We start from the raw sequence: 18642 nt of genomic DNA, 5'->3' as shown, positions 1-18642 counted from the left end.
TATTGTGGGATTACTAGTAAATGGCCAATGGCAAGATAAGTGGTACGACACCGATAACAATCAAGGTGAGTTCAAACGTGAGGCAGCCCAGTTACGCAACTGGGTTACAGCAGATGGTAGTGCAGGGCAAAGCGGTGATGCGGGCTTTAAAGCTGAGAAAGATCGTTACCATCTATATGTCTCTTTAGCTTGCCCGTGGGCTCATCGCACTTTGATTTTTCGCCATTTAAAAGGCCTTGAAGATTATATCAGTGTGTCGGTTGTCAGTCCTGACATGCTAGAGCATGGCTGGACCTTTGATAAAGACAATCACAGCACCGGTGATGCACTTTTCGATAGCGAATTTATGCATCAAATTTATACGCGTAACAAAGCCGATTATTCAGGTCGTGTTACGGTTCCCGTGCTTTGGGATAAAAAAACGCAGCGTATTGTTAGCAACGAATCTGCTGAAATTATCAGAATGTTTAATAACGCGTTTAATTCCCTAACAGGTAATGAACGCGACTTTTATCCGCAATCGTTACATTCTGAAATTGATGAAGTTAATGAGTTTGTTTATCACAATATCAATAATGGGGTGTATCGTGCAGGTTTTGCAACATCGCAAGAAGCTTATACAGAAGCCTTTGATGATCTCTTTGCAGCTCTTGATAAAATTGAGCAACGATTATCAGCTAATCGTTATTTAGTGGGGGACACACTGACTGAGGCCGACTGGCGTTTATTTACCACCTTAATTCGCTTCGACAGTGTTTATGTGGGCCACTTTAAATGTAATTTGCGTACTATTGAGAGCTATCCGGCGATCAGCAACTATTTACGTGAGTTATATCAAATTGAAGGTGTAAGTAAGACCGTTGATTTTTATCATATAAAACGTCATTACTATTTTAGCCACACCATGATCAACCCAACTCAAGTTGTGCCAAAAGGGCCTGATATAGACTACGCTCGGTCTCATAACCGTGGTTAATAAACCTTGATAACTAACAGTTTAATGACTTGATTGAACTGTTAGTTATAACTATCCATGACCTTGCGGATAGTGTCGATGCCAAACATCACCTTTTGAATAAATGACTCAGAACTTTTCACTAAATTAAAATTAGGGTGCTGAGACCAAACTGCTTGCAGTTTGTCATCAAGCAATATGGCTTGCTGATCAGACTCGTTTCTAACTGGGTTATTAGAATGAATACTTTGCCCAGACTTCGCTGCTGTTTCAAAAAAGATCACTGCATCATATTGATTAAGCTCGGTATGTAGGTTGGTATTCAGACACTCAAAAAACTCATCTTGCTCACCGGGCCAGTAGGCAAGTCCATCTAAGCTACCACGATCACAAAGCATTAAACGATCTGGGTGCATGGTTCGTTGAATATGTTCAAGGTGTTTTTGTAAGCTGAAGATAGCTTGTTGGTGAGCTTTGATCAGGTGAGTTGCATCACCACGTTCTATACCACCGCTGAACAGCATGGTCGCAGATTCTGGTACAACAACAATTTGATTAGAAAATTCACGTCTTAATAGATCGATGGCTGTTGTTTTACCACCACCAGGGCCACCAGTTAGTACAATCCTTTTCTTCACCTTACATTCTCACAAATTGCTCGTTTGTGTTTAAGGTAATGAAAATAGGTGGCAAAGAGAAGTAAAAAGCAAACATTACATGATAATGATCACAACAAACGCAGTAACCAGCTGAAGCGGCTGACTTGTTTCAGTTTACTGTCCTTGGGGTCTGAGTTATTAAGTGCTTCATAGCCCATACCCGCAGTGAAGGCACTGGCAACACCCACTTTACTTACCGCAAAGCGTTTTAAACGGTATTTGAACGCTTGATGGTGTTGACGTTTAAGCTCATCTTGTAAATCCATTTGCTGGCTTAGCTTAGTTACTCTGTGTTGCGGTTTATTAATAAAATAATCAATTAACATCATTCATCCTTACTAATATTCAATAATTGACGAATACTTTTTAGCGTATGTTCAAAACCTATTTTACTGCTGACATAACCAATGTTCTTCCAAAGCCATGCAAGACAAATCAATTGTAATGCAATCAGTGAAATAGCGGCTAACCACAATGATTGGCTAAAGCTGAATATCGCGATACCGACAGTAGCAAGTAAACCAGCCCAAAGTAACACTAAACCACCGGCAAAACAGACAAGTAGTATAATAGTTAAGGCGAGTGAACGTGTTGATAAGCGCCACTCCGCAGCTGCAAGCTTTTTGCAAGTCCCAGTTTGTTTGCGATAGTCAATATATAGCTGTTTGCCGTAGTCAGATAGTTTAGCAAGGTGATCTTGCCACTGATCAGCGTTTAATTGCTGATCAGTGGCATCTTGCGTTTTCTCATCTGTAGATTGAGAAGTTTGCATAACAATTACTTACGACGAATAAGTGCAGTTACTAACATGCCTGCAGCAAATGCAATACCTGCTGTTGCAAGTGGGTTTTCTGATGCAAGTTTACGAGTTTTACCACTGTATTCATTAATTTTAGCGCGTGCTATTGCTTGCTTTTCCGAAAGCGTTTGAGCAGAGCTAGATGCACCCTGACGTACACTATGTTCAGCACTAGCAGCGCGTGTTGATAATGCATCTACTGCGTGGTGAGCTGCCTCTGTCGCTTTTTCTGTGAATGGCGCCTCTACTTGAGCCGCGTTCGAGTTTGCACTGTTACTTGTTGCCGTGCTTGAATTCGATTTTGAAGTTGCGGTAGTCATAATCATTCCTTAAAAATTGCCATTTAATTGGTGATTAATTCATCGCAACCTTCATACCAAAATATAAAATCAATAATTTTCAATTGTTTATTCTTTTTATTGCGTTCTTGGTTAGTGGTTTTTCGTAACTCTTGCAGGGTGATTAAGTAAAAATTACAGAATAAGATAATTTTGTAATTGTTCATTGGTTATTCATTAACCATTTTTCCCCATTAGATTGCCAATAAAATTGGAAAAAAAATTTTTTTCTATGTTTTCCACTTTTTCCCACGTAATTCAGAGGCTTTGCTTGAGGCCTTATTTTTTCTGGCTTTAGAAGGCACTGAAGATGATCTAGTTACTTGACAAAATAGCTTGTCAAGCCCTAAACTGGAGCACTGTGGTAAAAAGTGGTTTTTAGTGGATCAAATTGGATCAGAGATAGTCAGTTACAATAAATAACCTAATTTAAGGCATGTTATGTTTCGGGGTGCGAGCTCACTGAGTTTGGATGATAAAGGACGTTTTGCGGTACCAACTAAGTACCGAGATGCGATCTTGTCTGAAGATCAGGGAACGGTTATTTGCACTGTTGCTTTAAACGAGCCCTGCTTGTGGTTATACCCGTTAGCCGAGTGGCTTGAAATAGAAGAGCGACTATTAAAAATTTCAAATATGAATCCACGCGCTCGCCGCATGCAACGAATGTTGCTCGGCAATGCCACAGAATATCAATTAGATAAAAATGGCCGAATTTTGCTGGCACCTTCGTTACGAGCCCATGCAGAACTAGGAAAAAAAATCATGTTGGTTGGCTTGATGAACAAGTTCGAAATTTGGGATGAAGATCGTTGGCATGAACAAATGCGCCAAGATACTGAAATTGAACGCCTAGGCGATTTTGAGGCGAATCCTGAGTTCGATAACTTCTCACTCTAACGACACAAAGAAAAAGGCAAATAATAGCTAATGACAGCGCAATTTGAACATGTCTCTGTACTGATGGACGAAACCATAGATGCTTTGGATATTAAACCTGAAGGCATTTACATGGATGGCACATTTGGTCGCGGTGGGCACTCGGGGCAAATTCTTGCGCGTTTAAGTGAACAAGGTCGCTTACAGGCGATTGATCAGGATCCACAAGCTATTAAAGCCGCCGAAAAATTTGCCGATGATGCGCGTTTTTCAATTGCTCACACTCGTTTTTCAAACCTAAAAGCGGTTGCTGAAGATAACGATTTAACCGGTAAAGTTGACGGTATTTTGTTGGATATCGGTGTTTCTTCACCACAGCTTGATGATGCTGAACGCGGTTTTAGTTTTATGAAAGATGGCCCACTTGATATGCGTATGGATCCAACTAGTGGTCGCAGTGCTGCACAATGGCTAGCTGAAGCTGAACTAGAAGATATCACGCATGTGATTAAAACCTATGGCGAAGAAAAATTTGGTCGTCGAATTGCTCATAAGATCATTGAAACACGTGAGCACACTGCAATCACAAGTACTAAGCAGCTTGCTGATTTAGTCGATGAAGCTGTGCCAGTTAAAGATAAGCACAAACACCCAGCTACACGCACATTCCAAGCGATCCGTATTTATATCAATAGTGAGCTTGAAGAAATTCAAACTGCATTGCAAGCCGCTGTTGAGGTTTTAAAACCAGGGGGACGTTTAGTGGTTATTTCGTTCCACTCGTTAGAAGATCGCATTGTTAAGCAGTTTATTAAAAAACAGAGTAAGGGAGAGGCGATACCCAGAGGTCTGCCTTTGACGGACGCACAAATAAACAAAAACCTGACGTTAAAGGCAGTGGGTAAAGCCATTAAGCCGAGTAAGGCGGAGATTGAAGCAAACCCGCGTTCACGTAGTTCAGTGTTAAGGGTTGCGCAGAGGTTGTAATGAAAGCTAAAGCGACACATCGCCAACCTAATTTATTTACAGAAATTTTCAAAGGCCTAGGAGCTAATAAGCTGACCTTGGCCTTGTTGGTTGTGATCCTCGCATCTAGTTTGAGTGTGGTTCAGGTGACGCATCTAGCGCGTCAGCAATTGATTGAACAAGACAAATTATTGCAAGAGCGTGATGAGCTCGATCTTGAGTGGCGTTACTTGCTCGTAGAAGAAGAGTTTTATTCACAGCATGCGCGCATTGAAGAAGTCGCGACTATGCAATTAGAAATGAAACGGCCAACTAGCCAAGACGAACAGGTGGTAATACTGCGATGAGAAGCAGAGGGAAAAAGCCAACAAATACCTTAATCACATGGCGTTTTTTGCTGGTGTGCTCAGTGGTGTTTTTAGTCTTTATGACGCTGGTTGCGCGTGCCGCTTTTTTACAGGTTATTGAACCAGATAAAGCGCGTTCTGAAAGTGATAAACGAACTGTGCGTGTTGAAAAACAACATGTGCAACGTGGCATGATCTTCGATCGCAATGGCAAAGAGTTGGCGGTCAGCGTACCTGTGGTAAGTGTGTATGCGGATCCGAAAGCGCTGCATAAATCACTGATCAGTAAGGTACTGCGTCAAGCTAGAAAAAATGGTGAAGATCAACAAGCACTGGCTGAAAATACGGTTGAGTTAGATAAACGTATTGCCGCTTATTACAATAATGATATTCGCTGGCGTGAACTTGCGGATGTATTACGCATTGACCCAAGTAAAGTTAACTCTCGCCTTCGTGATAATCCAAAGCGTCGTTTTGTCTATTTAAAACGTCAGGTTACCCCTGCTGTTGCTAACTATATTGGTGATCTTCGTTTACCAGGTATCCACTTACTTGATGAGTCAAAACGTTATTACCCTGCCGGTGAAGTAACAGCCCATGTTATTGGATTTACTAACATTGATGGTCATGGTATTGAGGGAATCGAAAAGCTTTATGAAAAGGCGTTAACGGGTGTTGAAGGTCAGCGCACCATTCGTAAAGATGCCCAAGGCCGTGAAGTAGAAGTGCTTGATGAGCGTGAACGTGTTGAGCCTGAAAACATTCATTTAAGTATTGATCAGCGCATTCAAGCGATTGCTTATAAAGCAGTAAAATCAGCAGTTCTAACCTATAAAGCTACTTCGGGTTCAGCCATGGTTGTTGATGTAAAAACCGGCGAAGTATTAGCTATGGTGAATAGCCCATCGTTTAACCCTAATAACTTGAATGATGCTGCACCGCACAAGCGTCGTAACCGTGCTATCACCGATTTGTTTGAGCCAGGCTCTACTGTTAAGCCACTAGCCATTTTAGCTGGTTTAGACTACGGCGCAATTCAACCGGATTCAATTATTGATACTTATCCTGGCTGGATGCGTGTGGGTGGCAGCCTTGTGCAAGATACCCGTAACCATGGTGAGATGACCTTAAGAGAAATCTTAAAGTATTCAAGTAATATGGGTGTAACTAAGGTCAGTCAAGAAGTACCAAAAGACTATTTTGTAGGGCTTTACCAAAAGGTGGGGTTTGGCAGTGATAGTGGTACAGGCATGGTTGGTGAAAGCAGCGGTTTATTTTACCCAAATCGACGCTGGTCAGATCATGAAATTGCTGCATTATCATTTGGTTATAACTTAGCTGTAAGTACCGCTCAAATGGCGCGTTTTTATGCCATGTTAGGCTCTGGTGGCGTTATGCGCCCGCTAACAGTTCTTAAACAAGAGTCAGTGCCAGAGGGTGAACGTATTTTCCAACAAAAAGACGTTGAAGCGGTTGTTCACATGATGGAAAGCGTATTCGAAAAAGGTGGTACTGCACAAAAAGTTCATGTTGATGGCTATCGTGCTGCTGCGAAAACAGGTACCTCTAAGAAAGCCGCTGTGGGCGGGTATGGTGACGAATATGTTGGCTATTTTGCTGGTATTGCGCCAGCGAGTAACCCACGTTTAGCGGTAGTAGTAATGATTAATGAACCGGGTGGAGATGTTTATTACGGCGGTGCGACGGCAGGCCCTGCATTTGCAGAGATTGTCTCCAATGCCTTAAGAATTCTAAACGTTGCACCGGACAAAGATGCGGTTGCGTACGTAGAAGGCAAAGATAACGATGCGTGATTTAAAACCGATTCTTAATCAAATTGATGTTGAGGCCAATAGTTTATTGGTTAACCAACTACGTCTTGATAGTCGAGATGTAAAAGCTGGCGATGTGTTTGTCGCCATTAAAGGCCATCAGCTTGATGGCGGACAGTTTATTGACAAAGCCATTGAAAATGGTGCGGTGGCAGTTATTGCTGACCGTTTATGTGAGTTCGAAAGTGAGTTTGAACCACTTTACTTAGTTACCGATTTAGCGAAAAAGCTGCCAGCACTTGCAGCAGCTTTTTACCAGCAACCATCAAAGCAGCTTGATTTAGTGGGTGTGACAGGTACCAATGGCAAGTCAACAACCACAGCAATGATTGCGCACTTAGCACAGCACTGTCATAAACGCGCAGCAGTAATTGGTACGCTCGGTTATGGGCACCCTGATAACCTGACTGAGCTTGCAAACACCACGCCATCGAGCGTTGATTTACAGCGTATTTTATCTGAGCTTGTCGCAGAGCAGAATGATGTTGTGGCCATGGAAGTCTCATCTCATGGTTTAGTTCAGCATCGCGTTGATAATTGTCAGTTTAAAGCAGCAGTATTTACTAATCTTACACGCGATCACTTAGATTATCACGGCACCATGGATGCTTACGCTGATGCCAAGTTAATGTTAATGCGTGACCATATGCCAAAGCTTGTGGTGCTTAATCAAGATGATGCGCAAGTTGAAGCATGGTTAGAAAAATACGACTTCAATAATCTAATTTGTTACGGCCATAAAAACCTCACGCCTGAAAATGCGCGTTTTGTTTATTTTAGCGATGTAACTTATGATAACAGCGGTATTTCGGCGAAGTTCGATACCAGCTGGGGACTAGCCGAAGTTAATTGCACACTGTTTGGCGAGTTTAACTTATATAATTTAGCCGCTGCTATGGCCACTTTATTAGGTATGGGTTACCCACTTGATTTACTCGTTGAAGGGTGTAAGTCATTGCAGCCTGTTGCTGGTCGCATGCAGGCATTTAGTGCACCAGGTCAACCGACTTGTATTGTTGATTATGCCCACACTCCTGATGCATTAGCACTGGCATTACAAGCATTGCAAAAGCACGTTCCAGGTGGCGTTAGCTGTGTGTTTGGCTGTGGTGGTGACAGAGACAAAGGCAAACGCCCGATGATGGCAAAAGCAGCTGAAGGTAATGCAGACCGTATTATTGTCACCAGCGATAACCCAAGAAGTGAAGACCCTGACGCTATTATTGCTGATGTAGTTGCGGGGCTTAAGCAGCCTGAACGCGCACATTGTGAAGCAGACCGAGCGCAGGCTATTAGTTATGCCATTTCGCAAGCGAGTGCTGATGATGTCATTCTTATTGCGGGTAAAGGCCACGAAGACTATCAAATTATTGGCGACCAACGAATCGACTTCTGCGATCGTCAATATGTACAACAACAATTAAAAGAAAAATCGCAAGGGGCGCAGTTATGATCCCTATGGATTTTGATTGGCTAGCTAAAGTTCTAGCAACCGATTACCAAGGTGGTAATCAAACGGTAAAAAATATTAACACTGACACCCGTACTTTGCGTGACGGTGAAGTGTTTTTAGCGCTACAAGGGCCTAATTTTGATGGCCATAAATTTGTTGCGCAAGCAAAAGAAAAAGGCGCGATAGCTGCTATTGTAGCGCGCCCTGTTAATGTCGATATTGTGCAGTTTGTGGTTAGTGACACACGTATTGCGCTAGGTCACATCGGCGCAGCTGTGATGGCACAGGTTGCACCGAAAACAATTGCTATTACTGGTAGCGTGGGTAAAACGACCGTAAAAGAAATGTGTGCGGCGATTTTATCTGGTCATGGTGAAGTACTAGCAACAAAAGGCAACTTTAATAATGACATTGGCGTACCACTCACGTTATTACGCCTTGAACCACAACACCAATATGCGGTGATTGAGTTAGGTGCAAACCACATTGGTGAAATTGCTTACACCGTTGCAATGACGAAACCTGATGTTGCTGTGGTATGTAATGTTGCAGCTTCTCACTTAGAGGGCTTTGGCTCATTACAAGGTGTAGCAACGGCCAAAGGCGAAATCTATGATGGCTTAAAGCCTGATGGTGTTGCCGTAGTTAATTGCGACAGCGATTATGCCGATTTTTGGCTTGATAAATTAACTAATCGCAACGTAAAACGTTTTTCTACTAGCCAACAATTAGATTATTGGGCAGAAGATGTGGTGCTTGATGAACAAGCGCGCGCTTCTTTTGTGCTTTGCAATAAAGATAAAAAAGTACCTGTCACTCTGGCATTACCGGGCAAGCATAATATTGCTAATGCGTTAATAGCCACCGCCTTAACCACTGAGCTCGGTGTAAGTCTCGAAAGTGTCGCATCGGCGCTGGCAACCATGGGTGAAGTTAAAGGTCGTGTAAACGTCCTTAAAGTGTCAGACACATTGACGGTGATTGATGATACCTACAACGCGAATGTGCAATCGGTTAAAGCGGCAATTGATTTGTTAAGTGATATGCCGGGGCGTCGTATTTTTGCGTTAGGTGATATGGGGGAGCTTGGTGAAGAAGCGCGTTTTTATCATCAACAAGTCGGTGAATATGCACAGCAAAAAGGCATTGATGAGCTTTACAGCCTAGGTGTATTAAGTAAATCAGCCAGTGATGTATTTGAAAAGCCAAACCGCCACTTCTCAAGCCGTGAACAATTATTACAACAATTACAAAGTGAACTTGCTCAATCGACGCAAAAAACCACAGTTGTTGTAAAAGGTTCGCGCAGTTCTCGTATGGAGCTTGTGGTCACAGATTTAGTAAATAGCCAGCAAAATGGCAATAATGGAGTATCGTCATGTTAGTTTGGCTGGCAGAGTATTTAACACAATATTACAGTGGCTTTAATGTTTTTTCTTACCTAACGCTGCGCGCAATTTTAGGTATTTTAACAGCGCTACTTATCTCACTTTATTTTGGTCCTAAGCTAATTCGTGCATTGCAAAAAATGCAGATTGGTCAGGTGGTTCGTCACGATGGTCCAGAATCTCACCTATCTAAAAAAGGTACGCCAACTATGGGCGGCATTTTGATTTTAGGGGCGATTTTTACCAGCACATTACTGTGGGCAGACCTTTCAAATAAATATGTTTGGGCAACCTTATTTGTCGTGGGCTCGTTAGGTGTGGTTGGTTTTATTGATGACTACCGTAAAGTGATCCGCAAAGACCCTAAAGGGTTAATTGCTAAATGGAAATACTTTTGGCAATCAGTGATTGCGTTAGTGGTTGCCAGCGCACTTTATTTTACCTCGCAGCAAGGCAGCGAAACCTCGTTAGTTGTGCCGTTTTTTAAAGACGTGCTACCACAGCTAGGGTTGTTTTATATCGTGATGACTTACTTTGTAATTGTAGGTACGTCGAACGCGGTAAACCTAACAGATGGCCTTGATGGTTTAGCGATTGTGCCAACCATTTTAGTGGCGGCAGCACTCGCCATTATTGCTTATTTAACAGGTAACGTTAATTTCTCAAGCTACCTACATATTCCGCATTTACCGCTCGCCAGTGAGCTTGTGGTTGTGTGTACAGCAATTGTGGGAGCTGGCCTTGGTTTCTTATGGTTTAACACCTACCCAGCACAGGTATTTATGGGTGATGTAGGTTCATTAGCACTTGGTGGTGCACTGGGTATTATTGCGGTGCTGGTTCGTCAAGAACTGGTACTTATCATCATGGGTGGTGTGTTTGTAATGGAAGCATTGTCGGTGATTTTACAAGTAGGCTCATACAAATTACGTGGTCAACGTATTTTTAGAATGGCGCCTATTCACCACCATTATGAATTAAAGGGGTGGCCTGAGCCGCGCGTAATTGTGCGCTTTTGGATTATTTCAATCGTGCTAGTGCTTGCTGGCCTTGCGACATTAAAGATCAGGTAAATGACAGTTATTAACGAGATTAAAAACAAACAAATTTCAGTGCTCGGACTCGGTGTAACCGGTCTGGGCATTGTGCGTTTTTTATTATCTCAGAATATTAAGCCAATTGTTGTTGATAGCCGCACAGCGCCGCCGGGTGCTGATTGGCTAAATGAGCATGCCAGTGAGTTAACGACTCACTTTGGTGATTTAGAACAGGCAGACTTAGCCAGCAATGACATTATTATCATCAGCCCAGGTTTAAGCCTCGCGACACCCGCTGTAGCAAAAGCAATTGATGCTGGTGTTGAAGTGATTGGTGACGTGGAGCTTTTTGCCCGTTTAACCGATAAACCAATTGTCGCGGTGACAGGTTCAAATGGTAAGTCGACAGTGGTCACATTGGCGTTTGAAGTACTGAAAGCGGCCGGTTATAAAGTTGGCCTTGGTGGTAACATTGGTACTGCGGTACTTGATTTACTATCGCAAGACTATGATGTTTATGTACTTGAGCTGTCGAGTTTTCAACTTGATACCACGCATAGCTTAAAAGCGAAAAGTGCCTGTGTTTTGAATGTGAGTGAAGACCATCTCGATCGTTATTCAAGTTATCAAGCATACATAGACTCTAAACAAAGTATTTATAATGGCTCAGAGCTTGCTGTAGTTAATGCCATTGATGTGGCAACACACACTGCAAAGCAACCCCAAGTAAGCTTTGCGCTCGCCAATGCAGATTTTGCCTTGGTTGAACATCAAGGCGAACAATACTTTGCAGCACACGGTAAACCAGTATTACCAGCAAGCTGCTTAAATGTTGTTGGTTCACACAATCAACAAAACGCTTTAGCGGTGATGGCATTACTGAGCCCGTTTGATATTGCTAAAGGGCATTACCAGCAAGCGTTTAGTGCTTTTACTGGGCTTGCACACCGTTGCCAGTTTGTCGCTGAAATTAATGAAGTAAAATACTTTAATGATTCAAAAGCGACCAATGTAGGTGCAACTATCGCTGCGATTGAAAGCTTAGCTGATCAAGCAAAGCAATTGGTTGTGATTGCCGGTGGTGATGCAAAGGGGGCTGATTTAGATGCCTTAAAGCCATACTTAAACAACAAAGTGAAAGCGCTTATTTGTTTTGGTAAGGATGCTAAAGCTCTCGTAGCATTAACCGAAAAAGGCCACCTAACCACCAACATGCATGAAGCTGTGCAACTAGCAAAACAGTTAAGCAGCAGTGGCGATATCGTTTTATTAGCACCCGCATGTGCCAGCATTGATATGTACAACAATTACATGCAACGTGGTGATGATTTTGCGCAGTGCGTATTGGCGGAGGCAGTATGATTGCATTTGCTGACATCCGTGACGCATTAACACCAAAGCAATCGCCACAGCTTTATGATGTGCCGTTATTGTATTGCATGTTGATGTTGATTGGCGTTGGCTTTGTGATGGTAACCAGTGCCTCTATGCCAACAGCAGAGCGATTATTTGATAATCCGTATCACATTATTATTCGCCACGGCATGTTCTTAATTATGGGCTTTTTCTTATTTTGGATTGCCACAAACGTGCCTATGGATTGGTGGAAGCGCAGTAACGCCTATTTATTGTTGCTGGGTTTAGGTTTGCTGGTTTTAGTGCTGATTGTTGGCCGTGAAGTGAACGGTGCAAAGCGTTGGATACCTATTGGCCCTGTGGGCTTTCAGGTTGCTGAAGCCGCCAAGTTGTATTTCTTTAGCTATATTGCCGGTTACTTGGTACGTAAACGTGAAGAAGTACAAGAGAACTTAAAAGGTTTCTTCAAGCCATTAGCTGTATTTGGTGTGTATGCATTTTTGATTTTGATGCAACCAGACTTAGGGACCGTAGTTGTACTGTTTGTGACAACAGTTGGTTTGTTGTTTTTAGCGGGGGCTAAGTTATGGCAGTTTTTTGGCCTTATTTTAACGGGTATTGCTGCCGTGGTAGTGCTAATTATCGCTGAACCATACCGTATGGCCCGTGTCACTGGCTTTTTAGAGCCGTGGGAGGATCCATTCGGTAAAGGTTATCAGTTAGTGCAATCGCTAATGGCATACAGTCAAGGTGGTTGGTTTGGTCAAGGCTTAGGAAATAGCGTGCAAAAACTGCAATATCTTCCTGAAGCACATAATGACTTTATCTTTGCAGTGATTGGTGAAGAGCTTGGCTTTTTTGGCGTATTAAGTATTTTGATTGTGCTTGCTGTGTTTGTATTCAGAGCCCTGTTAATTGGTCAAAAAGCATTGAAATGCGGCAAAGAGTACGAAGGCTATTTTGCTTTTGCTATTGGTATCTGGTTTGCGTTTCAAACCATGGTAAATGTTGGCGCAAGTGCGGGTATTTTGCCAACCAAAGGTTTAACACTGCCGTTTGTTTCTTACGGTGGCTCTAGTTTATTAATTATGACCATAGCAACAGGTGTACTTTTGCGAATAGATTTTGAGACAAAAATGGCAACTAAGCAGGCAACCTCTCGAGGAGGTAAGCGATGAGTAAAAAATTACTTGTTGTTGCAGGCGGTACTGGTGGTCATATTTTCCCGGGTATTGCAGTTGCTGATTTTTTAAAGCAGCAAGGCTGGCAGGTTAGCTGGATTGGCACGCCTGACAGAATGGAAGCAACGGTAGTACCTAAGCACAACATTGAGATTGATTTTATCAATGTGAAAGGTGTGCGTGGCAATGGTATTAAACGTTTGGTCAAGGCACCATTTATGGTGATGAATGCCATTTTTCAAGCACGCAAAATTTTAAAAGCACAAAAGCCCGATGTTGTTTTAGCTATGGGTGGTTATGTGACTGGACCTACGGGCATAGCAGCAAAGAGCTTAGGTATTCCTTTGGTTATTCATGAGCAAAATGCTGTTGCAGGCATGAGTAATCGTTGGCTAGCAAAGTTTGCCAATAAAGTTTTAGCTGCTTTTCCATCGGCTTTTGCAAAAGAACAATGTGAAGTAGTCGGTAACCCAGTCAGAGCAAGTGTCGCTAATGTCACTGTAAAGCAAACAGCGACACCGATTAATGTGCTAGTAGTTGGCGGTTCACTCGGTGCGCAAGTTCTTAATGATACTTTACCAGCTGTATTCAGTGAACTTTCAGCGCTAACAACGCTTAATATATGGCACCAAACAGGTAAAAATAATGAACCGAATGTGACTGCCAGCTATCAACAGTTAGGGTTAACTGAAAATAGTAAAGTCGCTGAATTCATTGATGATATGGATAGCGCATATCAATGGGCTGATTTGGTAATTTGCCGTGCTGGTGCGTTAACGGTGAGTGAGATAGCTGCAGCCGGAAGAATGGCCTTATTTGTGCCTTTTCCACATGCTGTCGATGACCATCAAACTGCCAATGCAAAGTATTTAGTGACTGAGCAAGCTGCATTGATTATGCAGCAAAGTGAGTTTAACCAAGCGACGGTTGTTGAGTTATTAACGCCTTACTTAAATGCACCAGAAAAAATTTCAACAATGGCAAGTAAAGCAAAACAGCTTGCTATTTTAGATGCCACAGCCAATGTTGCAAAACGCTGTGAGCAACTAGCAGATAGAAGAGATTAGTAGTGAAAGAAAGCACGATGAAAGAAAACAACACTCGTCCTGCGATGCGTCGTATCGACACCATCCACTTTGTGGGTATTGGTGGTGCAGGCATGGGTGGTATTGCCGAAGTACTTGCTTTTGAAGGCTACCGCATCACAGGTTCAGACATTGCGCACAGTGCGATGACTGAGCGCTTAATACAAGTGGGTGCAGAAGTATTTATTGGTCATGATGAAAACAATGTAAAAGATGCCAGCGTTGTCGTGGTATCAAGTGCGATTAACGAGCAAAACCCTGAGATTAAAGCAGCAAAAGCGGCACGTATTCCAATTGTTCGCCGCGCCGAAATGTTGGCAGAATTAATGCGCTTTCGCCACGGTATTGCTGTAGCGGGCACTCATGGTAAAACAACAACAACCAGTTTAATAGCAAGTATTTATGCACAAGCAGGCCTTGATCCAACCTTTATTATTGGTGGCTTGTTAAACAGCGCTGGAAGTAATGCCAAGGTCGGTAAAAGCGACTTTTTAATTGCAGAAGCTGATGAGAGTGATGCGTCATTCTTACACTTACAGCCTATGGTGTCGGTGATCACGAATATTGAAGAAGATCACATGGATACATACGGCGGTAGCTTAGAAAAAATGAAAGACACGTATGTTGATTTCATTCATAACTTACCGTTTTATGGTTTAGCTGTCGTGTGTATTGATTCTGAGGTTGCAGCGGAGTTGATCCCTCGCTTTGGACGCCCTGTGATTACCTATGGTGAGTCGGCAGAAGCTGATTACCGCATGGTTGATTTTAGCCAAACAGCGAATACTTGTTCATTTAATGTTGTAAATAAGCAAGGTGAAAGCCTAGCCGTTACGCTTAATATGCCGGGTAAGCACAATGCGCTTAACGCGACAGCTGCGATTGCGGTGGCTAAAGATCAAAACATAGCTAACCATGCAATTTTAGAAGCGCTGACAAAATTTGAAGGCGTAGGCCGTCGTTTTCAGCATTATGGAAGCTTTGAGAATGAACGCGGTAATGTGATGTTAGTTGATGATTATGGTCATCACCCATCAGAAGTTGCAGCAACAATTGCGGCGGTTCGTGAAGGGTGGCCAGATAAACGTTTAGTGATGATTTATCAGCCGCACCGTTATAGTCGAACCCGTGATTTATACGAAGACTTTGTCAAAGTACTGGCTGATGTTGATCAGTTATTACTCCTTGATGTGTACTCAGCGGGTGAAGAGCCAATTGTGGGGGCCGACAGCAAGAGTTTATGTCGTAGTTTACGCCAGCGTGGTAAAGAACCATTACATATTGCCAACAGCTCCGAGCTTGCTGGTGTTCTTGCCAGTACACTGCAAGATAATGATTTAGTTTTAACACAAGGCGCTGGTAACATTGGCCAGTTAGTGAAAAAGTTAGCAGCAACCGAGTTGTCTATTGAACAACTAAAGCAGGTAAACGTATGAGCCAGTTAAGTGACAAATTTGGCAAAGTAGCGGTACTTTTTGGTGGCACATCTGCCGAACGAGAAGTCTCTCTTAAATCAGGCCAAGCTGTATTGAATGCTTTGCAAAGTGCTGGCGTTGATGCCATTGCTTTTGATCCGAAAGATCAGCCGCTATGGCAATTAAAAGAGCTAAACATTGAACGTGTGTTTATTGCTCTGCATGGTCGTGGTGGCGAAGATGGCACTATTCAAGGTGCACTTGAATTTATGGGTATCCCATATACTGGCAGTGACGTTTTAGGTTCTGCGCTTGCGATGGATAAAGTGCGTTGTAAGCACTTATTTAAAGCAATGGGGCTAAGCACAGCACCTTACACTGTTGTTGATAGCCGCCATGAGTTTGATAGCCAAGCGATTATTAATGAGTTTGGCAAAGTGATGGTAAAACCGTCACATGAAGGCTCAAGCATTGGTATGGCAGAAGCAAGCAGCGCTGAGCAACTCGATGCGGCGCTTAACGCTGCATTTAAGTTTGATAGCCAAGTGCTTGTTGAGCAATGGATCACTGGCCGTGAATTTACTGTTGCTGTACTTGGGCAAGATGTTCAGCCTGTCATTGAGATGACGACGCCAAATGGCTTTTATGACTATCAAGCTAAGTATCAATCGAATACAACTCAGTATCATTGCCCTGCAGATATATCTGCGCAAGAAACTGAATTGTTGCAAGATATGGCATTAAAAGCATTTGATTTAGTGGGTGCAAGTGGTTGGGGGCGTGTTGATGCGATGCGTGATCAGCAAGGTAACTTTTACTTATTAGAAGTAAATACGGTACCAGGCATGACAGAAAAGTCTTTAGTGCCCATGGCAGCGAAAGCGAATGGTGCAAGCTTTGAGCAATTAGTTGTTCGCATTTTGGAGCAAACCCTTTAATATGCATCCTTTTTTAGAAAAAGCGCAACAATTAAAACAACAACTAAATTGGTCGTTGATTTTTGGTGTGAGCTTTTTTCTAGTCGTGATTTTTGCATTAGTAAAAATCACGACAGGCGTCTCAGATTGGTTGGTAGAAAACAAAGACGCACAAATAAAGCATTTATCAGTACTTGGACAGCCCCAATATACTGATGAAAAAGCAATTATTGGTGCAATAAAAAAAGCCGACTTATCGAGTTTTTTTGAATTAGACGTAAAACATGTGCAACGCTTAGTACAAAGCTTGCCGTGGGTGGCAACGGCATCAGTCAGAAAGCAATGGCCAGATACCCTGCAAGTATATGTTGTTGAACATCAAGCTGTAGCTCATTGGAACAGTGATATGCTGTTAAACCAAGCAGGCGAAGTGTTCCAAGCAAGTAGTGATAAATTACCCACAAGCTTGCCACAATTATACGGCCCTGAAGGCAGTGAGATTGAGGCGTGGACAGCATTTAGTCAATTTCAAGAAATGCTCAAAGTGAATAACTTAGAGCTGACTAGTTTAGCGCTTTCTGAGCGCTTTTCGTGGCAGTTATGGCTTGATAACGGCATTCGCCTGAACTTAGGCCGCAAAGAAAAAGCAAAGCGTGTACAGCGTTTTATTGACGTGTATCCGCGCATGGAACAACGTGCAGATGCACAAATCGATGTTGTTGATTTACGGTATGATACCGGTCTTGCAGTGAGCTGGAAGCCAGTGCAAGAAGAACAATTAGAAAATAAGAGTAAGGCATGACCAAGTCAGCAGAAAGAAACCTAGTGATTGGATTAGACGTTGGCACATCGAAAGTTGTGGCCACCGTTGGTGAAATCACCGCAGATAACAAACTAAGCATTGTGGGTGTTGGCAGCCAAGTATCGCATGGTATGGATAAAGGCGGCGTTAACGACCTTAACCTTGTTTCTGAATCGATTCGTCGAGCTATAGATGAAGCTGAGCTAATGGCTGATTGCCGTATTAGCTCTGTTTATTTAGGGATTTCTGGAAAACATATCCAGTGCCAAAATGAAAGCGGTGTAGTGGCAATTAACAACACGGAAGTGACAGACGAAGATATTGAAAATGTCATCCACATTGCGCGTTCAGTGCCTATTTCGGCAGAACGAAAAATGCTCCATGCATTGCCACAAGAGTACAGCATCGATATGCAAGAAGGGATTAAAAACCCACTTGGCATGAGCGGTGTACGTATGGAAGCTCGCGCGCACATCATTACTTGCTCAAACGATATGGCAAAGAATATCGAGAAATGTGTTGAGCGTTGTGGCCTTGAAGTCGATCAGTTGATCTTCACGGCACTGGCATCATGTTACTCAGTACTTACAGATGACGAAAAAGAACTGGGTGTAGCCGTGTTAGATATTGGTGGCGGTACCATGGATATCACCATTTATATTAATGGTGCGCTTCGCCACTCAGCCGTTATTCCTGTAGCCGGTAACCAAGTGACTGGTGATATTGCAAAAATATTTAGAACGCCTATATCACATGCCGAGTCACTCAAAGTACAATATGCGTGTGCGAGTAGCCAAATGGCAAGCAACGAAGACACTATTGAAGTACCGAGTGTAGGTGGCCGACCAGCGCGTATTATGTCGCGCCATACCTTAGCTGAGGTTGTTGAGCCTCGTTTTAGAGAATTATTCGAGTTGGCGATGGAAGAAATCCGCCGCTCAGGTTTTGAAGACCAAATTGCTGCAGGTCTCGTCATTACTGGCGGAACAGCAAAAATGACGGGTGCAATGGAAGTGGCAGAAGACATTTTCCAAATGCCGGTCAGAATTGGCAAACCAATCGGGATTGTTGGTTTGACAGATTATGTAGATGATCCTTCGTACGCGACCGCGGTTGGTTTGTTACAATACGGCCGTACAATGCAATCGATGAATGCACAAAAGTCGAAAGCAGAAGGTGATAATAATTGGTGGAACCGTATTACTAAATGGTTCCAAGGTGAGTTTTAAGACT

General features: G+C 42.9%; 19 protein-coding genes. 15 read left to right on the top strand and 4 right to left on the bottom strand.

The window, feature by feature from the left end:
* Positions 1-4 precede the first annotated feature (4 nt).
* The gene (locus L1266_RS07615) at positions 5-976 is read left to right on the top strand and encodes a glutathione S-transferase family protein (protein ID WP_235377206.1); all 972 of its coding nucleotides are present in this window, start codon (positions 5-7) and stop codon (positions 974-976) included.
* A 41-nt stretch (positions 977-1017) separates the two neighbouring features.
* Here the strand turns inward: L1266_RS07615 and L1266_RS07610 are convergent, their stop codons facing one another.
* The 4 genes from L1266_RS07610 to L1266_RS07595 all read right to left on the bottom strand — a co-directional run bounded on the left by L1266_RS07610 (position 1018) and on the right by L1266_RS07595 (position 2733).
* The gene (locus L1266_RS07610) at positions 1018-1593 is read right to left on the bottom strand and encodes an AAA family ATPase (RefSeq protein ID WP_138598832.1); all 576 of its coding nucleotides are present in this window, start codon (positions 1591-1593) and stop codon (positions 1018-1020) included.
* Positions 1594-1682: 89 nt separating this feature from the next.
* Complete coding sequence (locus L1266_RS07605; protein WP_235377205.1) at positions 1683-1940, bottom strand: hypothetical protein; 258 nt, start codon at positions 1938-1940, stop codon at positions 1683-1685.
* Entirely contained in the window at positions 1940-2386 is a 447-nt protein-coding gene (locus tag L1266_RS07600; RefSeq protein ID WP_235377204.1) for a hypothetical protein, read from the bottom strand. The genes L1266_RS07605 and L1266_RS07600 overlap by 1 nt, the downstream gene beginning before the upstream one ends.
* A 5-nt stretch (positions 2387-2391) precedes the next feature.
* On the bottom strand, positions 2392-2733 hold the full coding sequence (locus L1266_RS07595; RefSeq protein ID WP_054552740.1) for a hypothetical protein: 342 nt from the start codon (positions 2731-2733) through the stop codon (positions 2392-2394).
* A 459-nt stretch (positions 2734-3192) separates the two neighbouring features.
* On the opposite strand from L1266_RS07595, the gene mraZ reads away from it, so the two are divergent.
* Genes mraZ through ftsA form a run of 14 tightly spaced genes read left to right on the top strand, consistent with a single transcriptional unit; the run spans position 3193 to position 18638 of the window.
* Entirely contained in the window at positions 3193-3651 is a 459-nt protein-coding gene (gene mraZ / locus L1266_RS07590; protein ID WP_054552739.1) for a division/cell wall cluster transcriptional repressor MraZ, read from the top strand.
* Positions 3652-3681: 30 nt separating this feature from the next.
* Positions 3682-4617, top strand: coding sequence for a 16S rRNA (cytosine(1402)-N(4))-methyltransferase RsmH (rsmH, locus tag L1266_RS07585; RefSeq protein ID WP_235377203.1), 936 nt, complete (start codon positions 3682-3684; stop codon positions 4615-4617).
* The gene (gene ftsL, locus L1266_RS07580) at positions 4617-4943 is read left to right on the top strand and encodes a cell division protein FtsL (protein ID WP_054552737.1); all 327 of its coding nucleotides are present in this window, start codon (positions 4617-4619) and stop codon (positions 4941-4943) included. The genes rsmH and ftsL overlap by 1 nt, the downstream gene beginning before the upstream one ends.
* Positions 4940-6757, top strand: a complete 1818-nt coding sequence (locus L1266_RS07575) for a penicillin-binding transpeptidase domain-containing protein (protein WP_054552736.1) — start codon at positions 4940-4942, stop codon at positions 6755-6757. Before ftsL ends, L1266_RS07575 begins: the two co-directional genes overlap by 4 nt.
* Positions 6750-8228 (top strand): UDP-N-acetylmuramoyl-L-alanyl-D-glutamate--2,6-diaminopimelate ligase, encoded by a 1479-nt coding sequence (gene murE, locus L1266_RS07570; RefSeq protein WP_187489731.1) that lies wholly within the window; start codon positions 6750-6752, stop codon positions 8226-8228. Before L1266_RS07575 ends, murE begins: the two co-directional genes overlap by 8 nt.
* Positions 8225-9613, top strand: a complete 1389-nt coding sequence (locus L1266_RS07565) for a UDP-N-acetylmuramoyl-tripeptide--D-alanyl-D-alanine ligase (RefSeq protein WP_235373016.1) — start codon at positions 8225-8227, stop codon at positions 9611-9613. The genes murE and L1266_RS07565 overlap by 4 nt, the downstream gene beginning before the upstream one ends.
* Positions 9607-10689, top strand: a complete 1083-nt coding sequence (mraY, locus tag L1266_RS07560; protein WP_054552733.1) for a phospho-N-acetylmuramoyl-pentapeptide-transferase — start codon at positions 9607-9609, stop codon at positions 10687-10689. Before L1266_RS07565 ends, mraY begins: the two co-directional genes overlap by 7 nt.
* Positions 10690-12015: a UDP-N-acetylmuramoyl-L-alanine--D-glutamate ligase gene (gene murD, locus L1266_RS07555; protein WP_054552732.1), complete on the top strand. Its 1326-nt coding sequence runs from the start codon at positions 10690-10692 to the stop codon at positions 12013-12015.
* The gene (gene ftsW, locus L1266_RS07550; RefSeq protein ID WP_054552731.1) at positions 12012-13187 is read left to right on the top strand and encodes a cell division protein FtsW; all 1176 of its coding nucleotides are present in this window, start codon (positions 12012-12014) and stop codon (positions 13185-13187) included. Before murD ends, ftsW begins: the two co-directional genes overlap by 4 nt.
* A complete protein-coding gene (gene murG / locus L1266_RS07545; protein WP_054552730.1) occupies positions 13184-14257 on the top strand; it encodes an undecaprenyldiphospho-muramoylpentapeptide beta-N-acetylglucosaminyltransferase in 1074 nt (357 codons plus the stop codon). Before ftsW ends, murG begins: the two co-directional genes overlap by 4 nt.
* A gap of 17 nt (positions 14258-14274) precedes the next feature.
* Positions 14275-15711, top strand: coding sequence for a UDP-N-acetylmuramate--L-alanine ligase (gene murC, locus L1266_RS07540; protein WP_206004079.1), 1437 nt, complete (start codon positions 14275-14277; stop codon positions 15709-15711).
* Positions 15708-16628, top strand: a complete 921-nt coding sequence (locus L1266_RS07535; protein ID WP_138598841.1) for a D-alanine--D-alanine ligase — start codon at positions 15708-15710, stop codon at positions 16626-16628. Before murC ends, L1266_RS07535 begins: the two co-directional genes overlap by 4 nt.
* 1 nt (position 16629) lies before the next feature.
* Positions 16630-17409 carry a cell division protein FtsQ/DivIB gene (locus L1266_RS07530; protein WP_054552727.1) on the top strand — a complete coding sequence of 260 codons (780 nt, stop codon included), beginning with the start codon at positions 16630-16632 and terminating at the stop codon, positions 17407-17409.
* Positions 17406-18638, top strand: a complete 1233-nt coding sequence (gene ftsA, locus L1266_RS07525) for a cell division protein FtsA (protein WP_054552726.1) — start codon at positions 17406-17408, stop codon at positions 18636-18638. Before L1266_RS07530 ends, ftsA begins: the two co-directional genes overlap by 4 nt.
* Positions 18639-18642 lie beyond the last annotated feature (4 nt).

Source organism: Pseudoalteromonas sp. Cn5-37, from assembly GCF_021532495.1.
GTDB classification, from domain to species: domain Bacteria; phylum Pseudomonadota; class Gammaproteobacteria; order Enterobacterales; family Alteromonadaceae; genus Pseudoalteromonas; species Pseudoalteromonas simplex.
Note: the sequence above shows the minus strand (reverse complement) of the source record. Positions and strands in the feature narration are given on the sequence as shown.